Origin of the sequence: Haloferax sp. YSSS75, assembly GCF_046764215.1 — an archaeon.
Lineage (GTDB): Archaea > Halobacteriota > Halobacteria > Halobacteriales > Haloferacaceae > Haloferax.
Genome location: NZ_CP177206.1, coordinates 1,811,227 through 1,832,528 on the forward strand (window position 1 = coordinate 1,811,227; position 21,302 = coordinate 1,832,528).

The 21,302-nt window shown below is 63.6% G+C and carries 24 protein-coding genes; 18 read left to right on the forward strand and 6 right to left on the reverse strand.

Features of this window, described 5'->3' with window-relative positions:
• Positions 1-29: 29 nt before the first annotated feature.
• The gene (locus ACK3R5_RS09565) at positions 30-2,780 is read right to left on the reverse strand and encodes an ATP-dependent helicase (RefSeq protein ID WP_411966801.1); all 2,751 of its coding nucleotides are present in this window, start codon (positions 2,778-2,780) and stop codon (positions 30-32) included.
• 152 nt (positions 2,781-2,932) lie between these two features.
• Between ACK3R5_RS09565 and ACK3R5_RS09570 the strand changes: the two genes are divergently transcribed.
• Positions 2,933-3,679, forward strand: a complete 747-nt coding sequence (locus ACK3R5_RS09570; protein ID WP_411966802.1) for an MBL fold metallo-hydrolase — start codon at positions 2,933-2,935, stop codon at positions 3,677-3,679.
• A gap of 27 nt (positions 3,680-3,706) precedes the next feature.
• On the opposite strand, the gene ACK3R5_RS09575 is transcribed toward ACK3R5_RS09570, so the two are convergent.
• From ACK3R5_RS09575 to ACK3R5_RS09585, 3 genes are all read right to left on the reverse strand, one after another.
• A complete protein-coding gene (locus ACK3R5_RS09575) occupies positions 3,707-4,453 on the reverse strand; it encodes an isopentenyl phosphate kinase (protein WP_411966803.1) in 747 nt (248 codons plus the stop codon).
• Positions 4,450-5,517: a mevalonate kinase gene (gene mvk, locus ACK3R5_RS09580; protein ID WP_411966804.1), complete on the reverse strand. Its 1,068-nt coding sequence runs from the start codon at positions 5,515-5,517 to the stop codon at positions 4,450-4,452. Before mvk ends, ACK3R5_RS09575 begins: the two co-directional genes overlap by 4 nt.
• Before the next feature lie 112 nt (positions 5,518-5,629).
• Positions 5,630-5,962, reverse strand: a complete 333-nt coding sequence (locus ACK3R5_RS09585; RefSeq protein ID WP_411966805.1) for a hypothetical protein — start codon at positions 5,960-5,962, stop codon at positions 5,630-5,632.
• A 138-nt stretch (positions 5,963-6,100) separates the two neighbouring features.
• Between ACK3R5_RS09585 and ACK3R5_RS09590 the strand changes: the two genes are divergently transcribed.
• The 8 genes from ACK3R5_RS09590 to ACK3R5_RS09625 all read left to right on the forward strand — a co-directional run bounded on the left by ACK3R5_RS09590 (position 6,101) and on the right by ACK3R5_RS09625 (position 12,021).
• Positions 6,101-7,165 carry a M20/M25/M40 family metallo-hydrolase gene (locus tag ACK3R5_RS09590; protein WP_411963837.1) on the forward strand — a complete coding sequence of 355 codons (1,065 nt, stop codon included), beginning with the start codon at positions 6,101-6,103 and terminating at the stop codon, positions 7,163-7,165.
• Positions 7,166-7,288: 123 nt separating this feature from the next.
• On the forward strand, positions 7,289-7,768 hold the full coding sequence (locus ACK3R5_RS09595; RefSeq protein WP_411963838.1) for a 50S ribosomal protein L11: 480 nt from the start codon (positions 7,289-7,291) through the stop codon (positions 7,766-7,768).
• A 249-nt stretch (positions 7,769-8,017) separates the two neighbouring features.
• Positions 8,018-8,656, forward strand: coding sequence for a 50S ribosomal protein L1 (locus tag ACK3R5_RS09600; protein ID WP_411963839.1), 639 nt, complete (start codon positions 8,018-8,020; stop codon positions 8,654-8,656).
• On the forward strand, positions 8,653-9,690 hold the full coding sequence (locus ACK3R5_RS09605; RefSeq protein ID WP_411966806.1) for a 50S ribosomal protein L10: 1,038 nt from the start codon (positions 8,653-8,655) through the stop codon (positions 9,688-9,690). The genes ACK3R5_RS09600 and ACK3R5_RS09605 overlap by 4 nt, the downstream gene beginning before the upstream one ends.
• 24 nt (positions 9,691-9,714) lie before the next feature.
• The gene (rpl12p, locus tag ACK3R5_RS09610) at positions 9,715-10,050 is read left to right on the forward strand and encodes a 50S ribosomal protein P1 (protein WP_411963841.1); all 336 of its coding nucleotides are present in this window, start codon (positions 9,715-9,717) and stop codon (positions 10,048-10,050) included.
• A 169-nt stretch (positions 10,051-10,219) separates the two neighbouring features.
• Positions 10,220-11,467: a tripartite tricarboxylate transporter permease gene (locus ACK3R5_RS09615; RefSeq protein WP_411966807.1), complete on the forward strand. Its 1,248-nt coding sequence runs from the start codon at positions 10,220-10,222 to the stop codon at positions 11,465-11,467.
• A gap of 105 nt (positions 11,468-11,572) precedes the next feature.
• Positions 11,573-11,752 (forward strand): HVO_2753 family zinc finger protein, encoded by a 180-nt coding sequence (locus ACK3R5_RS09620; RefSeq protein ID WP_004042997.1) that lies wholly within the window; start codon positions 11,573-11,575, stop codon positions 11,750-11,752.
• A gap of 2 nt (positions 11,753-11,754) precedes the next feature.
• Positions 11,755-12,021 carry an elongation factor 1-beta gene (locus tag ACK3R5_RS09625; protein ID WP_411963843.1) on the forward strand — a complete coding sequence of 89 codons (267 nt, stop codon included), beginning with the start codon at positions 11,755-11,757 and terminating at the stop codon, positions 12,019-12,021.
• Positions 12,022-12,083: 62 nt separating this feature from the next.
• Here the strand turns inward: ACK3R5_RS09625 and ACK3R5_RS09630 are convergent, their stop codons facing one another.
• Together ACK3R5_RS09630 and ACK3R5_RS09635 are read right to left on the reverse strand one after the other, a co-directional pair.
• Positions 12,084-12,338, reverse strand: a complete 255-nt coding sequence (locus ACK3R5_RS09630) for a hypothetical protein (RefSeq protein WP_411963844.1) — start codon at positions 12,336-12,338, stop codon at positions 12,084-12,086.
• Positions 12,339-12,456: 118 nt separating this feature from the next.
• Positions 12,457-13,617 (reverse strand): cystathionine gamma-synthase, encoded by a 1,161-nt coding sequence (locus tag ACK3R5_RS09635; protein WP_411966808.1) that lies wholly within the window; start codon positions 13,615-13,617, stop codon positions 12,457-12,459.
• A 176-nt stretch (positions 13,618-13,793) separates the two neighbouring features.
• Here ACK3R5_RS09635 and ACK3R5_RS09640 point away from each other — a divergent pair, with 176 nt between their 5' ends.
• The 9 genes from ACK3R5_RS09640 (at position 13,794) to ACK3R5_RS09680 (ending at position 21,289) form a co-directional block, all read left to right on the forward strand.
• On the forward strand, positions 13,794-14,084 hold the full coding sequence (locus ACK3R5_RS09640; protein ID WP_411963846.1) for a 50S ribosomal protein L21e: 291 nt from the start codon (positions 13,794-13,796) through the stop codon (positions 14,082-14,084).
• 3 nt (positions 14,085-14,087) lie between these two features.
• Complete coding sequence (locus tag ACK3R5_RS09645; RefSeq protein WP_411963847.1) at positions 14,088-14,444, forward strand: RNA polymerase Rpb4 family protein; 357 nt, start codon at positions 14,088-14,090, stop codon at positions 14,442-14,444.
• Between the two features lie 53 nt (positions 14,445-14,497).
• Positions 14,498-15,085, forward strand: coding sequence for a DUF655 domain-containing protein (locus ACK3R5_RS09650; RefSeq protein WP_411963848.1), 588 nt, complete (start codon positions 14,498-14,500; stop codon positions 15,083-15,085).
• A 43-nt stretch (positions 15,086-15,128) separates the two neighbouring features.
• Positions 15,129-15,992: a 16S ribosomal RNA methyltransferase A gene (locus ACK3R5_RS09655; RefSeq protein WP_411966809.1), complete on the forward strand. Its 864-nt coding sequence runs from the start codon at positions 15,129-15,131 to the stop codon at positions 15,990-15,992.
• Between the two features lie 4 nt (positions 15,993-15,996).
• On the forward strand, positions 15,997-17,205 hold the full coding sequence (locus ACK3R5_RS09660; protein ID WP_411966810.1) for a mechanosensitive ion channel family protein: 1,209 nt from the start codon (positions 15,997-15,999) through the stop codon (positions 17,203-17,205).
• Positions 17,202-17,798 carry a HemK2/MTQ2 family protein methyltransferase gene (locus ACK3R5_RS09665; RefSeq protein ID WP_411963851.1) on the forward strand — a complete coding sequence of 199 codons (597 nt, stop codon included), beginning with the start codon at positions 17,202-17,204 and terminating at the stop codon, positions 17,796-17,798. Before ACK3R5_RS09660 ends, ACK3R5_RS09665 begins: the two co-directional genes overlap by 4 nt.
• A 59-nt stretch (positions 17,799-17,857) precedes the next feature.
• Entirely contained in the window at positions 17,858-18,865 is a 1,008-nt protein-coding gene (locus tag ACK3R5_RS09670) for a 5-methyltetrahydropteroyltriglutamate--homocysteine methyltransferase (RefSeq protein ID WP_411966811.1), read from the forward strand.
• The gene (locus ACK3R5_RS09675; protein WP_411966812.1) at positions 18,862-19,935 is read left to right on the forward strand and encodes a methionine synthase; all 1,074 of its coding nucleotides are present in this window, start codon (positions 18,862-18,864) and stop codon (positions 19,933-19,935) included. The genes ACK3R5_RS09670 and ACK3R5_RS09675 overlap by 4 nt, the downstream gene beginning before the upstream one ends.
• A gap of 178 nt (positions 19,936-20,113) precedes the next feature.
• Positions 20,114-21,289 carry a plastocyanin/azurin family copper-binding protein gene (locus tag ACK3R5_RS09680; protein ID WP_411966813.1) on the forward strand — a complete coding sequence of 392 codons (1,176 nt, stop codon included), beginning with the start codon at positions 20,114-20,116 and terminating at the stop codon, positions 21,287-21,289.
• The last annotated feature ends 13 nt before the right edge of the window (positions 21,290-21,302 follow it).

Sequence of the window (21,302 nt, forward strand, 5' to 3'; positions counted from 1 at the left end):
GCGACGCGCTCGGCGAGTGGTCGTCTGGGTCACCGCACGTCGATTTCGACGTCGTCCTCGCCAATCTCGTCTAAGACGCGTTCGTGGAACTCTCGAAGCGCCGCACTCTCGTCTTCGGCGAGGACCACGTCGCTCGCCATCAACGTCGCCAATCCGAACGCACGCGGTGTCGGCGTCGACAGTTGGTGGTCCACCACGTCGACGTCGCCCGCCCGAACCGATTCGAGGACGTCCTCGATGGCGTCGATGTTCAGTTTGTCTTCGAGAATCTCGCGGTAGGTTTCCTCCATGACGGCGAACTCGTCTAGCTCCTGTGCGAACGACAGGAGCATCTCAGAGGAGACCTGTTGCTGTGCGGCCGTCTTCTCGTATCCCTTGTAACGCTTGAGAATCATGAGCGAGCGCGTCGCGTTGATGCGGAAGTAGCGCTTCAGCAGGTCCGTCCCGTCGAGTGCGGCCCGCAAGTCTTCGCGCACCGTGTCCGGGTCCGCCTCCCGGAGTAGCGTTCCGAGGTCCACCTTCCGATTCAGCGGCATCGAGAGCGAAAAGCCGTTGTCGGCGACGGCCACCTGGACGTTCGCGTTCGTCCGACGGGCGCAGTAGTACGCGAGCAACCGCGACAGGCCGTCGTTGAACTGTCGGCCGTACGTACAGTGGACGTAGTAGTGCCTGCGGTACGTCTCGCGGTTCAGTTCCGTCTCCACGACGAGGCGTGACGGTGTCGCCACGCTCTCCGGGCCGGCGTATCTGACCTGCTCGTCGAACATCCGGGTGACGGCGCGGACGCTGTTTTCGTCCAGTGGTCGGTCACGAAGCCAGTTGCGGACGGCGGGTGGGCCGCCCGACTGGAGTTTTTCGACGATGTCGTGTTGGAACTGTGCTATCTCGCGGCCAAGGTCGTACGAAAGCGGGAGGCGCTCGGAGAACCACGACGGGACGGTGGGTCGTTGCGAGGTTCGGTCGACGTACACCTTCGACCCGCGGCGATATCGGTAGGCGAAGTGGTCGCCACCGAGGACGAACACGTCACCTTTCTCCAGCGTGTCGAGGTAGCTCTCGTCGAGCGTGCCGACCCACTCGTCTCCCCCGCGGACCAACACGTCGCAGGTGAAGGAGTCCGGAATCGTGCCGATGTTGGTCATGTAGATGACTCGCGCCATCCGCCCGCGTTTGCCCACCAGTGGTTCGCCGACTGGGTACTCCTCGTAGTGGTGTTCGCCGTCGGGCGCGTCGTTGGTGTCGCGCCACACTTTCGCGTAGACGTTCTTGTCTTCGAGGCCGTCGTAATCGGCCGTGAGATAGCGAAAGAGGCGCTCGAAGTCGTCGTCGGAGAAGTTCCGGTAGGGGTACGCGCGGCGGAGCGTCTCTCGGACCTCGGATTCCGGACGAATCTCGTTGATAGCCATCCCGTAGACCTGCTGTGCGGCCACGTCGAAGGCGTTCTCGGGGACGAACACCCGGTCGACGAACCCCTCTTCTGCCTTGGTCAGCATCACCGCACACTCCACGAGTTCGTCTCTGTCGAGCGCGATGACGCGGCCTTCGACGGTCTGGCCGAGTTGGTGACCTGCGCGCCCGACGCGCTGGAGGAGCGCCGCCACCGACTTCGGCGACCCGACCTGTACTACGAGGTCGATATGCGGCATGTCGATACCGAGTTCGAGACTCGTGGAGGTGGTGACGACCTGTAACTCGCCGGCTTTCAGTTTGGACTCTATCTCCTGTCTGCGCTCTTTCGAGAGACTGCCGTGGTGGCACCCGGAGTTCGTCTCGTCGATATCGGGATACGTCTCTCGGAGGTTGTGGAGGACGCGTTCGGCCCCAGAGCGCGTGTTCGTGAAGACGAGCGTGTTCGTGTGCGAGGCGACGAGTTCGTGGAGGCGGTCGTAGAACCGTGACTGGACCTCGGCGCGTGGCGTCCGAATCAAGTCGTCTGTGGGACACTCCAGTTCGATGTCGAAGTCGCGGACGAATCGCGTATCGACGAGTTCGTAGTCCCGCGGCGACCCGTCTTCGCACCCGACGAGATACTCCGCGACGGTGTCGAGCGGTTCGACCGTCGCCGAACACCCGATTCGAGTCGGCGACGACTCGGCGAGGTTCTCCAGTCGTTCCAGTGAGACGGACAGATGCGTCCCGCGTTTGTTCTCTGCGAGACTGTGAATCTCGTCGACGACGACGTACTCGACGGTGCGGAGTTTCTCTTTGAACTTCGGCGAGTTCAGCAGGATGGCCAGCGTCTCGGGCGTCGTGTTGAGGATGTGCGGCGTCGTCTCCAGCATCTTCTGCCGGTCGGCCGAGGAGGTATCACCGTGGCGAATCGCGTGTCTGATGTCGATGGTCTGGTCGCGTTCGGCGGCGATGTCGGCGATGCCCTCCAGCGGTTCTGTGAGGTTGCGGTGGATGTCGTTGGCCAGCGACTTGAGTGGCGAGACGTACAGACAGTAGACCGAGTTGTCGAGGCCCTCGGGCGATTCGCGGTCACGGCGAAACAGTTCGTTGATGATGGCCGTAAACGATGCGAGGGTCTTTCCCGACCCGGTGGGGGCACAGATGAGGGCGTTCTCTCGTTCGTGGATGCGCGGAATCGCTCCGCGCTGTGGCGGGGTGAAAAAGCCGCCGTTGCCGGGGACGAACTCACCGAACTGGTCGACCCACCACTCCTGTACTGCGGGTTCGAGCAGTTCGAGGACGTCCTCGTCGGCGACGGCAACCGTCTCTGGGTCGAAATCGTAGTCGTTCCGCTTGGCACTGAGCAGGGAACGGCCACGCTGCGTCATTACCTCGGGGTTGGCCTCCGCGGGTATGAGGGTTGTGCCATATCTGTCACACCACGGGAGAGACGGGGTATCGACCGTCGACGACGGTGACCGACTCTCGACTCACCAGAACGAACACAAGGACTAACGCCCGGTGCGTGGTACACTGCCGCATGCGCGTCACATTCCTCGGTACCGGAAGCGCGATGCCCGTCTCGGGCCGTGCCCAATCCGGTCTTCTCCTCGAATCCAACTCGAACGCCCTGCTCGTCGACTGTGGTTCCGGTGTCTTGGCCCGACTCGCCGAAACCGACGTGGGATACGAAGGTGTCTCGTCGGTGCTGTTGACACACCTCCACCTCGACCACGTCTCCGACCTCATGCCATTCGTCAAGGCGCGATGGCTGGTCGGGGAGGACGACCTGGAAATCGTCGGCCCCGAAGGGACCGAGACGCTCGTCGAGAAACTCTTCGACGCTCACGACTACATGAAAGACCGCCTCGACATTCAGGTCCGAGAAATCGGTCCCCACGAGTTCGGTATCGCCGGGTTCGACGTGATGGGCTACGAGGTACGCCACTCGATGCCGACGCTCGCCTACCGGTTTACGAACGAGCGAGGTGACGCGGACTTCGTCTTCTCGGGCGACACCGAAGCGTTCGGCGGCCTCGCCGACTTCGCCGACGGCGCGAGCGTCCTCGCACACGACTGTTCGTTCCCGGACGACGTGGACGTCTCGAACCATCCGACGCCGACCAAACTCGGCGAGACACTCGCCGGCCACGACATCGGCACGGTGTATCTCACGCACTTCTACCCGCACGCAGACCGGGTGACAGACGAACTCGTCGAACGCGTCGAAGACAACTTCGCCGGCGACGTACAGGTCGCAGAAGACGGGTTGGTCGTCGAGTTCTGAGTAGTCGAGACGGCGCGCTGTGTCCGGTTACTCGCCGCGAATCACTGTTCCCGGTGCCTCTCCGGCGACGAACGCCGAGAGGCCGTCGGGCCCGAAGACGTGTGCCGGTGCGCCGAGGGCGAGCAACTTCCGAACCTTCGCGGCCATCCCGCCGGTCACGTCCGTCGATTCGGACCCGCCGAGTGCGTCGGCGGCGTCTTCGAACGCCGTAATCTCGGGAATGACCTCGCCGTCGGTGTCGAGGACGCCGGGAACCGTCGAACAGAGGCCGACCCGGTCGGCACCCAGACCGGACGCCAGCGAAACGACCAGGTCGTCGCCGCTGACGATTGTCGCGCCCTCGCCCGCGTGTGCGATGACGTCACCGTGGAGGACCGGCACGAAACCTTCGGCGAGCATCGTCTCGGTGGCGGCGAGTGGGAGCGTCAGCGACCCGTCTTCCTCTCGGGCACCAGCAGAGAGCGGATGGACCGGTAAGGCCGCGACGCCTCGCTCCGAGAGGGCATCGAGGACGGCGTCGTTGAGGCGCTTCATCGCGTCGTGGATGGCGCGGACGCCGGCGGCATCGTGCGTGCCAGTCTCCGACGAGACGCCATGGTCGGCGGCGTGATGGTGGCCGAAACTCCCGCCACCGTGGACGACGACGACCTGTCCGGATTCGGCGAGCGTCGCCACAGCGTCTGCCGCGGCAGCGAGTCCGTCGTCGTCCACCGTCTCGGGCTCGTCTTTGTCGGTGACGACGCTCCCGCCGAGTTTGAGGACGACGAGACTCACGCCGACTCCTCCGGCGTGTCGTCGGTGTTCTGCGGCGCGGTGCGCTCGGGCGGTTCTTCCACTCGGACGCCCTCGGTGGCGAGTTCGGCACGGAAGGCGTCTTCGCACCCGGGCGTAAATCGGAGGCCGGTCTGCGTCTCGGGCGTGGGGTCGAGTGCGACGATACACCCGCCGCCACCTGCACCGGTCAGTTTCGCGCCGTAGGCACCCGCTTCGCGGGCCGCCCACACCATCGAGTCGAGCGAGCGTGAGGAGACGCCGAGCGCTTCCAGCAGGCCGTGGTTGAAGTTCATGAACCCACCGAGTTCGTCGAGGAACGCTTCGTCTGGGTCGGCGTCTGGGTCCGCATCCGCGAGCAGTTCCTCGCCACGGCGGACGATGTCACCGATAGTCGAGACGGTGTTGGCGGCGAAGTCGTACTGTTCGCGAAGGTCACGGACGCCGGCAACGAGCGCACCGGTGTCGCCCGCGCCGCCATCGAATCCGATGACGAATGGAAGCGGGGGTGCGTCGATGGTCCGGCAGTCGTCGCCTTCGACGCGGACGGCCCCGCCCATCGCCGAACAGAACGTGTCGGCGCGAGAGGCCTGTCCGTCCTGGACTTCGTGTTCGGCGCGATACGCACGGTCGGCAATCTCGCGGGGTGTGAGTTCCACGCCGAGTTCTCGCGTCGCGGCGTCGATGCCGGCGACGACGACGGCGGCGGACGACCCGAGGCCCGCACCGAGCGGAATGTCGCTCTCGACGGTGATATCGAATCCAGCATCGGGTGCGTCGGCGGCGTCGCGCGCCTGTTCGACGGCGGCGTCGATATAGCCCATCGCGGCCTCGACGAGCGGTGCGGGCACGTCGACGTCGGGTCTATCACCGGTCGAACCGCTGTACTCGACGGTGAATCCGTTGAGACTCAGGTCTTCGGCACGGACCCGAACGTGGTCGTCGTCACGGAGCGAGACGGAGACAGTCGCCCGTCGCTCGACGGCGCACGGCACCGCCGGTTCGCCGTAGACGACTGCGTGCTCCCCGAACAGATACACCTTGCCGGGAGCGCTCGAAACGGTCATGTTCCGGCCTTTCTGTGGGACTCGCTTAAGCGTATCCGACCGGCGTCGTCACTGCGGATGTGTGATATAAAAAACTGGTCGTCTGGAGGGTTCAGGTGTCGTTCGGGTCGGTTTAGGCGTCGATTTCGACTTCCTCGCGGTCGTCGAGGTCGGCCAGTTCGTCGAGTTCGTCGTCGCCGCCGCGACCACGGATGTAGCGAACGCCGGCGGCGATGCCGACGAGGAGGACGAGGCCCATCAGGACACCCATCGCGGAGCGTCCGCCGGACTCGCTCGTCTCGTCGTCGCCTTCTATCTCGATGTCGTATTCTTCTACTGCTTCTTCCATCTCTGCGTCGTAGTCGTCGCTGGTCTCTTCACTCGAACCGAAGAACGGGCCACGGCTGGAGGGACTGAACTCGAAGCCATCGTGCAGGTGTACCTCGAAGAGGGTAAAATTGGCCATACACATCAATACGCCCACAAGAGGCATAGTCGTTGTGGCGATTCTCAGACCGGTCGCCGCTCGGACACGCTCGTTCGACTCGTCGGACGGAACCGACGTATCGCTGTGTTCTTCACAGACGACCCATGAACAAACGTTATGGACGACGATAGACGTGCCTTCCTCGACGACCTGCTTTCGACACCAAGCCCGTCTGGCTTCGAAACCGACGGCCAGCGTGTCTGGGTCGACTACGTCTCGCAGTTCGCAGACGACGTGACCGTCGACGACTACGGCAACGCCGTCGCAGTACACGAGGGGACCGGCGAGGGGCCCGAAATCGCCTTCACGGGTCACGCAGACCAGATTGGCTACATCGTCCGCGACGTCGACGACGACGGATTCCTCCGCATCGGCCCCATCGGCGGCGCAGACCGAACCGTCTCGAAGGGCCAACACGTGGTGGTTCACAACGAAGACGGCGACGTGCCGGGCGTTATCGGTCAGACGGCAATCCACCTGCGCGACACGGGAAGCGAAGAGTACGACGACGTCGAAGAGCAGTTCGTCGATATCGGCGTCACGACCAAAGGCGACGCCAAAGACTACGTCGAAGTCGGCGACCCCGTCACGGTCGAACCACGGATTCGTGACCTCGCCGAGGACCGCATCGCCGCCAACGGTATGGACAACCGCGTCGGCACGTGGTCGGCCGCCGAAGGCCTCCGCGCCGCCGTCGAAGCGGACGTGGACGCGACGGTGTACGCCGTCAGCACGGTCCAAGAAGAAGTCGGCGTGAAGGGCGCGAAGATGGTCGGCTACGACCTCGACCCCGACGCGATGGTCGCCGTCGACGTCACCCACGCCACCGACAACCCCGACATACCGGGCAAGCGCAAGGGGCCAGTCGAACTCGGTGAGGGGCCCTCTATCTCCCGCGGAAGCGCGAACCACCCGAACGTAGTCCGACTCGCCCGCGACGCGGCCGACGCGGCAGATATCGACGTGCAACTGCAGGCGACCGGGTCGTACACCGGAACCGACGCAGACGCGTTCTACACGAGTCGGTCGGGCATCCCCTCGCTCAACATCGGCATTCCGAACCGCTACATGCACACGCCGGTCGAAGTGGTCGCGACGAGCGACCTAGACGACGTGGCCGCACTCCTCGGGTCGATGGCCGAACTCGCGGGCGACGTCGAATCGTTCGGCGTCGAACTGTAAGGGCCCACCGCGACTAGCCGCCGACTCCCGTTTCAGGGACGGAGACACCCGCCGTGCGTAGTCTTCTCACACGTCTCCCGGCGAAAGAAAACCGTTAAAAGTCGCCACACGGTGTTTGCACGTATGGCTGGAACTATCGAAGTACTCGTTCCCGGCGGGAAGGCGAACCCCGGTCCGCCGCTCGGCCCGGAACTCGGCCCGACCCCCGTCGACGTGCAGGATGTCGTCAACCAGATCAACGACCAGACGGCAGCCTTCGACGGCATGGAAGTGCCCGTCACTGTCGAGTACGATGACGACGGCTCGTTCTCTATCGAAGTTGGTGTCCCCCCGACGGCCGCCCTCATCAAGGACGAAGTCGGATTCGACACTGGCAGCGGCGAGCCCCAGAAGGACTTCGTCGCCGACATGTCCATCGAACAGTTAAAGAAGGTCGCGAAGCAGAAGTCCTCTGACCTGCTCTCGTACGACCTCAAGAACGCCTCGAAGGAAGTCGCCGGCACGTGTGCGTCGCTCGGCGTCACCGTCGAGGGCGAAGACGCCCGGACGTTCAAAGAGCGCATCGACGGCGGCGAGTTCGACGACTACTTCGACGACGAATAATCGTCTCGCCACGTCGAATCGCCCTTTCCGTCGGGCCGACCCGACTCGGCCCGCTTTCTCTCTCAGAAAGACGGATAGTCGCGACTCGGGGCGTGTGTCCTCTTGGCACGCGAAACGCCCGAATTCGACCGTTTCGCTCCCCTTTCTTCGACGGACTTAAGTTTAGCCTACTCGTCCTGCCGGACGAGGCAGGCAGTAGCCTGTTTCACTGACCCGTAGGAGCAATCCTGCGTACTACGGAGGTGAATAATGGCAGACACAATAGTTGACGCAGTCTCTCGCGCACTCGACGAGGCACCTGGGCGGAACTTCCGCGAAACGGTTGACCTCGCCGTGAACCTGCGCGATCTCGATCTTAACGACCCGTCGAAGCGTGTCGACGAGAGCATCGTGCTCCCGTCTGGCACCGGCCAGGACACCCATATTGTGGTGTTCGCGACCGGTGAAACCGCGCTCCGCGCTGAAGATGTCGCCGACGAGGTTCTCGGGCCAAACGAGCTCGAAGACCTCGGTGACGACACTGATGCGGCGAAAGACCTTGCCGACGAGACCGACTTCTTCGTTGCCGAGGCAGCACTGATGCAGGACATCGGTCGCTACCTCGGTACCGTCCTCGGTCCTCGTGGTAAGATGCCGACCCCGCTTCAGCCCGACGACGACGTCGTCGAGACGGTGAATCGGATGAAGAATACGGTGCAACTCCGCTCCCGCGACCGCCGCACGTTCCACACGCGCGTCGGCGCGGTCGATATGGACCCCGACGAAATCGCGGAGAACATCGACGTTATCGTGCGTCGTCTCGAGGCGACGCTCGAAAAGGGCCCCCTCAACATCGACTCTATCTTCGTGAAGACGACGATGGGTCCGTCCGTGGAGGTGCCCGCATGAGCGAGTCTGAAACCCGACAGACCGAAGTCATTCCGCAGTGGAAGCAGGACGAAGTCGACGAGCTCGTCGAATTCGTCGAATCGTACGAATCTGTCGGCGTCGTTGGCGTCGCGGGTATCCCGAGCCGCCAGCTCCAGGCCATGCGCCGCGAGCTCTACGGCTCCGCGCAGGTCCGCATGAGCCGTAACACGCTCGTGAACCGCGCACTCGACGAAGTCGACGACGGCGTCGAGACGCTCAAGGAGTACGTCGCCGGTCAGGTCGCCCTCATCGGCACCGACGACAACCCGTTCGCTCTCTTCAAGGAGCTCGAGGCGTCGAAGACGCCCGCTCCCATCAACGCTGGCGAAGTGGCCCCGAACGACATCGTCATCCCCGAGGGTGACACGGGTGTCGACCCGGGTCCGTTCGTCGGCGAACTCCAGCAAGTCGGAGCGTCCGCGCGCATCATGGACGGCTCCATCAAGGTGACCGAAGACTCTCACGTCCTTTCGGCGGGCGAGGAAGTCTCCGAGGAACTCTCCAACGTGCTGGCAGAACTCGGTATCGAGCCCAAGGAGGTCGGTCTCGACCTTCGTGGCGTCTTCTCCGAAGGCGTCCTGTTCGAACCCGACGAACTCGCCATCGACGTGGACGAGTACCGCGCCGACATCCAGTCGGCCGTCGCCGCCGCGACCAACCTCTCGGTCAACGCGGTCTACCCGACCGCTCAGACCGCGCCGACGCTCATCGCGAAGGCGACCGGCGAGGCAAAGGCAGTCGGTCTGTTCGCCAACATCGAGAGTCCGGACTTCATGCCGGAACTCATCACGAAGGCGGACGCCCAACTCCGAGCGCTCGCGGCCAACATCGACGACGAAGAGGCACTCCCTGAGGAACTCCGCGGCGTCTCCGCGCAGAGCGCGGAACCCGCCGAGGAAGACGACTCGACGGACGAAGAAGAAGCAGAAGCAGAGGCTGAGGAAGCTGACGCCGACGACACCGACGACGACGAAGGTGACGAGGCAGGCGACGCTCTCGGCTCGCTGTTCTAACAACACACAACGAGGAACACAACAATGGAATACGTCTACGCCGCACTCATCCTGAACGAGACGGAAGAAGAGATCAACGAAGAGAACATCACCGCAGTCCTCGAGGCTGCCGGTGTCGATGTCGAAGAGTCCCGTGTCAAGGCGCTCGTCGCCGCGCTCGAGGACGTCGACATCGAAGAGGCCATCGAGACGGCCGCCGCTGCCCCCGCACCCGCCGCGGGCGGCGCCGGTGGCGAAGTCGAGACGGCTGACGACGACGACGGCGAAGAGGAAGCCGCCGAAGAAGAAGCCGCCGACGAAGGCGACGACGACGAGGACGAAGAGGCAGACGGCGAAGGCCTCGGCGCCCTCTTCGGCTAACCCCTCGCGAGAGACACGCCGCACACGCGGCATCGCTCGCAGTCCAATTTTGCGTTTTTTCACGGTCAGAGAGCGACGCGTAGTGGCGACGCACGGCCTCTCACCGCGGTGACGACTCGTCTCCAGACGCCCGTAGGTTCATACCCCATGCCGGGACCACCTCGGTGCGATGTGGTTCACAGGCGGCGTCGGCGTTCCGAACTCGGCGGGCCTCAGTGCAATCTTCGTCGGCGTCGTCGCCGGCATCGCACTCGGGACGTGTTCGGGACTCGTCCCGGGACTCCACGCGAACGCCTTCGCACTCGTCCTCGCCAGCGTCGCATCCGGCGTTCCGGGCCCGCCCGTCGCTACCGCCGCCGCTATCCTCGCGGCGGCCACGGTTCACACGTTCCTCGACGTAGTACCCGCGTTGGCGCTCGGCGTGCCAGACGCCGCGCTCGCACCGGGAGCACTCCCGGGGCACCGACTCGTCCTCGGTGGACGCGGGCGCGAAGCACTCCGACTGTCGGCGCTCGGGAGCGGTACCGCGCTGTCGCTCGCCATCCCGATGGCAGTCCCGATTACCGAGGCGACGATACACGTCTACCCGCTCGTCCGCGATTCGTTGTGGGCCGTCCTCCTCGCCGTCGTCACCGTGCTCGTCTGGACCGAACCGACGCTCCGCGCGAAACTCGCCGCAGTCGTCACCGTCGTCGCGGCGACTGGACTGGGGCTTGCCGTCCTCGACCGGACGTTCGCTGGACCGCTTCCGGTCGGCGGTGTCCTGGCACCGCTGTTGACCGGCCTGTTCGGCGTGCCGGTACTCCTCGATGCGCGTCACGGGGCAGGCGTCCCACCGCAGGGCGATGCGTCCGTCGCCACGTCGCCGCAGGCCGTCTCACGGAGTATCGTCGCCGGGACGGGCGGCGGTGCGTTCGTGGGATACCTTCCGGGCGTCTCCGCCGGCGTCGCGGGGACGCTCGCCCTCGCCGTCCTCCCAGGGGCTGACCCCGACGAGTCGGCACGGGCGTACGTGACGGCGACGAGCGCAGCGACCACCGCGACGACGGTGTTCGCCCTGTTCGCGTTCGCCGGACTCGGGACGCCACGAACCGGTGCGCTCGTCGCGCTCTCTTCGGCCGGACTCCCGGCAGGACTCGCCGTCGCGCTCCCCGTGACAGTCGTCGCCGGCATCGTCGGCGCGTTGCTCGTACCGGTGCTCGGTGACCGAGTACTGGCCGCCGTCGGTAGATTCGACCAGCGACGACTCGTCGTCGGCGTCGTCTCGGGTCTCGTCGTCCTCTCGTGGGCCTTCGCAGGAGGTGGCGGCGTCGTCGTCCTCGCCGTCGCCGCAGTCATCGGCTACGTGCCGGTTCGACTCGGGTGCCGGCGCGTCCACCTGATGAGCGTGCTCATGGGGCCGTTAGTCCTCGGATGAGTCACGCTCGCGTCCTGAGACGGGGGTCACTGGACCGTGAGACGCGTTGTCCCTGTTTGAACCGGAAAGACAACGGTTAAAAGTCGCGCGACGGTTTGTGAGCGTATGAGCGAGTCCGAACAGCGACACGCGCACCAGTGTGTGTCCTGTGGCATCAACATCGCTGGCATGAGCGCCGCGACGTTCAAGTGCCCCGACTGTGGCCAGGAGATTTCGCGTTGTTCCAAGTGCCGCAAGCAGAGCAACCTCTACGAGTGCCCCGACTGCGGGTTCATGGGACCATAAACATGGGAAAAGTAGCCGCTAAAATCAAGGTCATGCCGAACAGCCCCGAGCTGGACCTCGACGACCTCGAGGACAAGCTCGAAGATTCCCTCCCCGAAGGTGCGAAGATAAAGGGCTTCGAACGCGACGACGTCGCGTTCGGACTCGTCGCACTCCTGCCGACGGTCATCGTCCCCGACGACGCTGGCGGCACCGAAGCCGTCGAAGAGGCGTTCACCGAAGTCGAAGGCGTCGAGAGCGTCTCCGTCGAGAACGTCGGCCGTATCTAACTGTACGACCCGACACCTTTCTGCAGAAGACGAGTCCCGAGAGCGGCAGTGATACCTGCCGCTCAGCGGCGTTCCATCACGACGATTCCGAGGACGACGCCGAGGATGAGACCGAAGAGCACGCCCAGTGTGAGCGAGTCCACGACGACGCCGACGATGCCCCCGAGGAGGATGCCCGCGGAGAGTCCGATGCCGAACTGCTCGGCGACGTGACTCGACCCCTCGTGGTCGTCTGAATCGACCATCGTGTGCGCGCTGGATTCGTGAGACGATTGCTGTACGGACTCGCCGCTCAGTGAGACTGACTCCTGGGACATATGTACACAATCACCGGGGAAGTGTATAATGATTGCTCGGGTTCCCAACAAACGAAAACAACCGTCTTCAGTCCGCCTATTTGGGAAATTCGGGGATTTCGAAAATCGATGAGAGCGACTAGAACGCCGCCGAGAACGCCTGCTGGAGGTCGTTTTTCATGTCGTCGATGTGTTCGATACCGACCGAGACGCGGATGAGGCCGTCGGTGAGTCCTGCTTCGAGTCGCTCTTCGCGCGGGATGGCGGCGTGGGTCATCGCCGCGGGTTGCTCGATGAGACTCTCGACGCCGCCGAGACTCTCTGCGAGCGTGAACACCTCTGTCTCCTCGACGACGGTGGACGCCTGTTCGAGCGTGCCGTCGAGTTCGAACGAGAGCATGCCGCCGAAGCCGTCCATCTGTTCGGCCGCCAGTTCGTGCTGCGGGTGGGAGTCGAGGCCGGGGTAGAAGACTTCAGAGACCGCTTCGTGGTCGTCTAACCACGCCGCGAGTTCGCGTGCGTTGTCGCAGTGGCGGTCCATCCGCACGGGGAGCGTCTTCGTCCCGCGGAGGACGAGGAAGCAGTCGAACGGCGAGGGCGTCGCGCCGACGGAGTTCTGGTAGAACGCAATCTCTTCGTCGAGTTCCTCGTCGTCGGTGACGAGTGCGCCGCCGACGATGTCGGAGTGTCCGCCGAGATATTTCGTCAGTGAGTGCGAGACGATGTCGGCACCGTGTTCGAGGGGGCGCTGGAGGTACGGCGTCGCGAAGGTGTTGTCGACGGCACAGAGCGCGTCCACCTCGTGGGCGATGTCGGCCAGTGCCGCGATGTCGTTGACGCGCATGAGCGGGTTCGTCGGTGTCTCGACCCACACGAGTTCGGTGTCGTCGTGGACGGCGTCGCGGACGGCGTCGTGGTCGGTGGTCTCGACGAAGTCGAATTCCAGGTCGTACTTCTCGTAGACCTGTGTGAAGATGCGGTGGGTGCCGCCGTAGACGTCGTTGCCGGCGACGACGTGGTCGCCCGCTTCGAGCAGGTTGAGCACGGTGTTGATAGCGCCCATCCCCGACGAGAAGGCGCGGCCGTACGACCCGCCTTCGAGCGCCGCGAGGTTCGATTCGAGGTCGGTTCGGGTCGGGTTCCCCGTCCGCGAGTACTCGTAGCCGCGATGGTCGCCGGGGCCGTCCTGTGCGTACGTCGAGTTCGCGTAGATTGGCGTCATGAGTGCGCCCGTCTCCTCGTCGGGTTCTTGGCCGGCGTGGATGGCGCGCGTCTCGATGCGTCGCTCGTCTTCGGACATACGAGAAGCGGCGTCGCCAGTCGTGTTAAGTCCGTCCCTCCTGTTTCGGCGTGCGTCGAGCGCACCTGACGCGAGCGCAGTCACCGAGTTCCGACTGCGGACCACGCGGGAGCGACACATGCGCGCTTCGTAACGTGCAATTTATAATGGCGACGCAAGTATTCGTTCTCACGACTATGCCGAGCTCTAATGGTCCAATGAAGGGGACGCGAGGAAAGCTCTCGAACAAACCGCGTGAGCGTGGCACCTCGCCGCCGCAGCGCGCTATCGCCGAATTCGAGGAGGGCCAGAAGGTCCACCTCAACATCGACCCGAGCGTGCGCGAGGGACGTTTCCACCCGCGCTTCAACGGCCTCACCGGTGAGGTCGTCGGCAAGCAGGGTCGCGCATTCAAGGTCCAAATCAAAGACGGCGGCAAAGAGAAGATGGTCGTCGTCCGACCCGCTCACCTGCGCGCACAGCAGTAAGCGATGACCATCTTCAAAGAGAAAATCGACGAGGAGTACCTGACCACGTCAGAGGTCAAAGAACTCCTCGCCGAGGTTGAAGCGGAACGCGCTGCCGACGAAGAGCGTGAGATGCGCTACGAACTGGCGCGGGCAATCGAACACGTCAACCGGTTCGCCCACCTCGACCCCGAGGAATCTCGCGAACTCGTCGAAGAGCTCGCCGAACTCGAGAAGGTCGATTTACCGACCGCCATCAAAGTCGCAGACCTCCTGCCGGAGGACCGCGACGAACTGCGTGCGGTGTTCGCCCAGCAGCGGTACGCACTCTCTGGCGACGAGCTCGACGAAATCCTCAACGTCGTCGCCAAATACGTCTGACCGCGCGACGGCGCGGCCAACTATTTAAATAGCATCTCACCGTATCTACTGACATGACAACTTCGGAGAGCGGTGACGCCGACGCAACGGCCGAGTACGCCGTCTTGCTCGACGTGCTTCGACACGGGCGTCAGAGCGACAATAGACGATTCGACGCCCAACCTATCGCGTACGCCCTCGGCGAGTCGAATTTCCGCCTCCTCGAGTTGACGCTGACGGAGGACGCGGACGTGAGTATCGGTGACCGTGTCGTGGTGTCACCGGTCGCTGACCGCGACGTGGTCGAGCGTGTCGAGCAGATGTCGTACAACGACCTCTCGAACACGGCGGACTCCGAGTTAGAGTACGTGGTACAGGACATCGTCGACGAGAACGAGTCGCGCTTCGTCGACTTCTACAACGACGCCCAACCCATCACGCTCCGACTCCACCAACTCAATTTGCTCCCCGGTATCGGGAAGAAACTCCGCGACAAGATTCTCGAAGAGCGGAAACGCTACGGCCCCTTCGAATCGTTCGAGGACCTCCACGACCGGGTCTCGGGGCTCCATCACCCGAAAGAAGTCATCGTCGAACGCATCCTCGACGAACTCCACGACGACGACGTGAAGTACAAGACGTTCGTCCGAAACGACCAATAGACGGAACGGGACTTTTACCCGCATTCGTTCGTTATCACTGTCAATGACGAGCGACGGAAGCGAACAGATTCGTGCGTCCGCCACGCGCGACCCGGACGGACTCATCCGCCGGGCAGGCGTTCGTGGCGACCCGGACCGAGACCAGCACTTCCTCGTCGACGACCGAGTCGTCGACCGTATCCCGACGTATCTCCCCGAGGGGACAGACACGTCACACGTCCTCGAAATCGGTGGCGGCCCGGGCGTCCTGACCGACCGACTCCTCGCCGTCGCCGACCGTGTGACCGTCGTCGAACAGGACGAGACGTTCGCCGCCCATCTGCGCCGTGAGTTCGCCGACGAAGTCGACGCGGGGCGACTCACCGTCGTCGAGGGCGACGCGCTCGACGTGGACCTCCCCGAGTTCACCGCCTGCGTCTCGAACCTCCCGTACGGCATCTCCTCGGAGATATCGTTCCGCCTGCTCCCGCAGGGCAAACCGCTCGTACTCATGTTCCAAAAGGAGTTCGGCGAGCGAATGGCCGCCGAGGCGGGCACCTCCGAGTACGGCCGTCTCTCTGTGAGCGCACAGCACTACGGCGACGTGGAGGTCTGTGAAATCGTCCCGAAAGAGGCGTTCGACCCGCAACCGGCGGTCCAGAGCGCCATCGTCCGTATCACGCCGCGTGACCCGGACTACGACGTCGACGACGAGGAGTTCTTCCTCGACTTCGTGAAGGCACTGTTCACCCAGCGCCGCAAGACCATCCGAAACGGCATCCGCAACACGGCACACATCTCGGGGCTCTCCGACCCCGAGGCAGTCGTCGAGGCGGCAGACGAAGACATCCTCCGCAGACGTGCTGGCAAGATGGAACCTGCAGAGTTCGCCGAACTCGCGCAACTCGCCGCAGACGTCGGCCTGTAACCCCATGATACACCCCGCATTCGCAACCTCCCTCCTCTCTCAGTCGGCCCGCGTCCAAACCGGCCTCCTCCAGACAGACGCACCGATAGACTTCGCCGCGTTGTTCCCGTCAGTCGAACTCCGCATCCTCGCGAGCATCGTCGTCCTCGCGGCCATCGTCGCCAGTTGGCGACTCGGTGCGCGATTACACGACAGGGCCGCCGAGGGCGTCTCGTCGGCCGTGTGGCACCTCAGCGTCACGCTGTTCCGCCTCGTCGGTGTCGTCCTCGGTGGGACGTTCCTCGTCTCGGTGTGGGCGTCGTCGGGTGACATCGCGACGCTCTCAGAGCAGTACGACATCGGCTCGCAGATGCTCGTCCGCATCGGCCTCTCGGTGGTGTTCCTGCTCGGTGCCTACGTCGTGACGACGGTACTCGGACGACTCATCAAGGAGATAGCGGGCACTCGCCCGGAGATATCCGACCACCAGCGCGAGATTATCTATCGCCTCGCTCAGGTGTCGACGTATCTCGTCGCCGTGGCGTTCGTCCTCGGCGTCTGGAACGCTGACCTCGGCGGACTCCTCGTCGGGGCCGGATTCCTCGGCATCGTCGTCGGGATGGCCGCCAGACAGACGCTCGGCGCACTCATCGCCGGGTTCGTCCTGATGTTCTCTCGGCCGTTCGAAATCGGCGACTGGGTCGAAGTCGGAGACCACGAGGGTATCGTCACCGACATCACCGTCGTGAACACGCGCATCCAGACGTTCGACGGGGAGTACGTGATGATTCCGAACGACGTGGTGAGTTCCGAGAGCCTCGTCAACCGGAGCAGAAAGGGGCGACTCCGCCTCAAAATCGAAGTCGGCGTCGACTACGAGACGGACCTCGACCACGCCGCGTCGGTGGCACAGGAGACAGTCGAGGAGTTGGACGAGGTGCTCTCGGTTCCGCAACCACAGGTCGTCGCCAAGCGGTTCGACGACTCCGCCGTCGTCCTCGAGGTGCGCCCGTGGATTGACCGCCCGAGTGCCCGCCGGAAGTGGAAGGCACAGACGGCGGTCATCGGTGCCGTCCGCGAAGCGTTCGCCGACGAGGACATCAGCATCCCGTTCCCACAGCGTGCGCTCTCTGGGCGCGAGCAATCCGGGCCGGTCCCGCTCACGGACGGCCAGTCGCAGGCGACGCCGCAGTCTACAGGGTCGAAAAACGGGTCGTCCGGAGGGTCGAATTGACTGACCTCGCAGAGCGACGGGGGATGAACACCTCCGTCTACCAACCCGCAGAGGACTCTGGTCTCCTCGCACAGGCGGCCATCGGGCGCGTCTCCGGTCGAGTCCTCGAAGTCGGCACTGGGTCGGGATGGGTCGCGTCGCAACTCGTCAAGAAGACGGACGCCGACGTCGTCGCCAGCGACCTGAACCCCCACGCGTGCGAACAGGCCGCAGAACGCGCCGCCAAACTGCGGGCCGAGGGAGAACGCGGATTCGACGTCGTCCGCGGAAACCTCGTCGAACCCTTCCGGGACGACTCGTTCGACGCGGTGGCGTTCAACCCGCCGTACCTCCCCGAGGACCTCGAAGCGGCGCGTGACGACTGGATGGAAGTCGCACTCACCGGGGGCGAGACAGGGCGTGAAATCATCGACCCCTTCCTCGATACGGTCGGGCGTGTGCTCAAACCCGAGGGCGTCGTGTTCCTCCTCGTGAGCAGTCTCACCGGATACGACGAAGTACTCGCTCGCGCCGACGCGAACGGATTCGCCCACGACGTCGTCGTCCAGGAGTCCTACCCGTACGAGACGCTCTCCGTCCTCGCGCTGAAATAACTCAGGCGCATATGCCCATACAGGAAATATTATACCGCGTCATTTCTTAGCGGCGAGTGATGACTGAACTCGTCTCCACAACACCGGGACTGTATCCCCTCCCGGATTGGGCGAAGCAGACGCTCTCCGACCTCAAAGGGCACCAGAAACACGACCTTATCTCCGGCGACGAAGGTGCGGACATCGTGAGCGCGTACGAACGCGCCCGCGGAGAAGTCGTCTCCGAACAGGTCGATGCGGGACTCGACCGTATCGTCGAAGGCCAACTCCGGTGGGACGACATGCTCGCGCACCCGCTGACGGTCCACGAGAACGTCGAGACCGGTGGTATCGTCCGGTACTACGACAACAACAACTTCTACCGCGACCCGCAGGTCCGCGGCGAACTCACCTTCTCCGGCGACGTCGCCGCCGAACTCGACGCGACGGCCGACCTTCTCGGTGGCGAGTCACTGCAGGCCGTCCTCCCCGGCCCCTACTCGCTCGCGGACCTCGCTACCGACGAATACTACGGTGACGAGGCGGAGTTCCTCGACGCCATCTCCGAATTCCTCGCCGGCGAGGCAGACGCCTTCCCGGACCACGAGACGCTGTTCTTGCTGGAACCCTCGCTCGTCGAATCACCGCCAGGCGACGATATCGACGCGCAGATTCCCGAAGCAATCTCCGCCGTCTCGGATGCCACCGACGCCAACGTCGTCGTCCACACCTACTGGGGCGCACTCGACGAGAAAGTCTACGCCCACCTGATGGACGCAGACGTCGACGCCATCGGCTTCGACTTCGTCGCCGGTGACCGCGACCAGACGTTCTACAACATCAACGAGTACGGCACGAAAGACGACGTCGCACTCGGCCTCGTCGACGGGCAGAACACGCTCGTCGAAGACCCCGAGACGGTCCGCGAGCGCGTCGAGTGGACGCTCGACCGCATCCAGAACAAGACGTTCGACACCGCATACGTGACCTCCAACACCGAACTGTTCTACCTGCCGGAGAACCGCGCGACGGAGAAACTCGACGCACTCGCCGCTGTGACCGACGAGGAACTGGAGGTGGAAGCATGAGTCGAGACGCCGAGAACCGCGAGCAGTTCCGCCCCGAGAACCACGACAACGAGCATTTCCTGCTCACGACTGTCGTCGGGTCCTACCCGAAACCGAAGTGGCTCAACCGCGCGAACGACCTGGCCGAGGACTCGGACTCCAAGTTCACACAGGAACACCTCCACGAGGCCCACGACGACGCTTGTCGCGTCATCACGAACGAACACGAGCGGTCGGGACTCGACACCGTCGTCGACGGCGAGATGCGCCGCGAAGAGATGGTCGAGTACTTCGCCCACCGCATCCCCGGATACGAGTTCAACGGCCCGGTGAAGGTGTGGGGCCACAACTACTTCGACAAACCCTCCGTCGTCGGCGAAGTCGAATACGACGAACCGTGGCTGGTCGACGAGTTCGAGTTCACTAGCGACGTGGCGTCCAAGCCCGTCAAAGTGCCCATCACGGGACCGTACACCCTCGCCAGTTGGTCGTTCAACGAACACTACGAGAACGAAGAAGAACTCGCCTACGCCCTCGCTGACCTCGTCAACGAGGAAATCGAGCAACTCGTCGACGCAGGTGCGACGTACATCCAAATCGACGAACCCGCACTGGCGACGACGCCCGACGACCACGCTATCGTCGGCGAGTGTCTCGAACGCATCGTCTCGGGCGTCCCGGACGACGTTCGCATCGGCCTGCACGTCTGTTACGGTGACTACTCCCGCATCTATCCCGAACTCAACGACTACCCCATCGACGAGTTCGACGTGGAACTCTGCAACGGTGGCTACGAACAGATAGACGTCTTCACCGACCCCGAGTTCGAACCCGACCTGGCCCTCGGCGTCGTCGACGTCCACGACGCGGAAGTCGAGTCGGTCGAGGAGATTAAAGAGAACATCAAACAGGGTCTGAAGGTCGTTCCCCCGGAGAAACTCACCATCTCGCCCGACTGTGGTGTGAAACTCCTCCCGCGCGAGGTGGCCTACCAGAAGATGGAGAACATGGTCAAAGCCGCCCGTGAAGTCGAATCGGAACTCGACGCCGGCGAAATCGACCTCGAAGCACCGGTCCAGTCGGCGGACTGAGCAATCGTCTCCTAACGCTGGTCGCTCTTTTTTGCCTCGAACGCGTTCGGTTCGTGTCTGTTCTCTCGTTCGGTAACACCACGTGTTCCCGCTTTTCAACGCTCCGGGATAGTCAACTGAATAGAACTTTACGCGAGTTTATGTTTGAATGCGTTGTCATTTCTAGTGGTGGTAGAATGTGACAATCACACCAGCGGCGGGCGAAGCGAGCGACGAGCAGCAGTGGTTCCCGATAGCCAGACGGAATCTACTGCGTGCGGCAGGGGCATCGGCCGCACTTCTCGGCATGGGCGTGGGAACTACCGTCGCACAAAGTGACGAAGACGAAGATGGAGATGGATATGGAGACGACGGGGAGTCACCGCAGGACGACGGAACTAGTGACGATGGGCCGCAAGCAGAGGACCTAGACCCGATATTCGGGTACGCATCGGCCGAACTGAATCCCTGTGCAGGAGATTCGAGTGAGGAGTGTTTCGAAGCGTTCGACGAATCGGTCCGCCCCTCACACGAAGTCGAACTGCACATCGACCTCCCGGAGGAACTGTTCGCCTTCTTCGCACCGGGTATCCTAACCCAAGCGGAAGTCGACGAAATCAACGCCGCCGTCGCGGATGGCGTCGTCGAACCCGAGGAACTGTCGAACCCTGATTCCGAAGTGACAGTGACACTACCGGCCGGGGAGGGGACAGCGGAACCCTCAGACGGAGAGCAGACAGACGGAGAGCAAACAGACGGAGAGCAAACAGACGGAGAGCAAACAAACGGAGAGCAAACAGACGGAGAGCAAACAAACGGAGAGCAGACAGACGGAGAGCAAACGCTGACGCTGACCATCCTGGAAATCGCGGAACTCCTCGCTGAAACGACGGCGTTCCACTACGAACCGACTGGCATCAGTGTCGAACCGGGTGACGTGGTCCTTTACAGCGCGGAGACGCCAGACCACGGTGTGGCGGCGTACCACGAGCGACACGGCCGGCAGAACCGTGTCCCGGAGGGGGTCGGACCGATTTCGGCACCACTCGTGCCCGTTGGTGGGTACTGGCTGTACAAGTTCGAAACACCCGGTGTGTACGACTTCTACTGTCCGCCACACCAGATATTCGGGATGGTGTCGCGCGTCGTCGTGACCGATGGTGACGTTCCCGAACTCTCCATCGAGGAGACCGGTAGACCACCAGAAGAGATGAACGTCTTCCCGTTGTTCCTCCAAGGACTCGACCCGAACCTCCCGAGTTCGGCAGCAGTCTTCGATACGGACGCACTGACTCCCGAAAACATCGTCGACGAGGGAAGCGTCTCGTGGGAGACTGTCGTCGAAGAGTACCGCAGTGGTGGGGGCGAAGCGTAGTCGCGAGCAACCG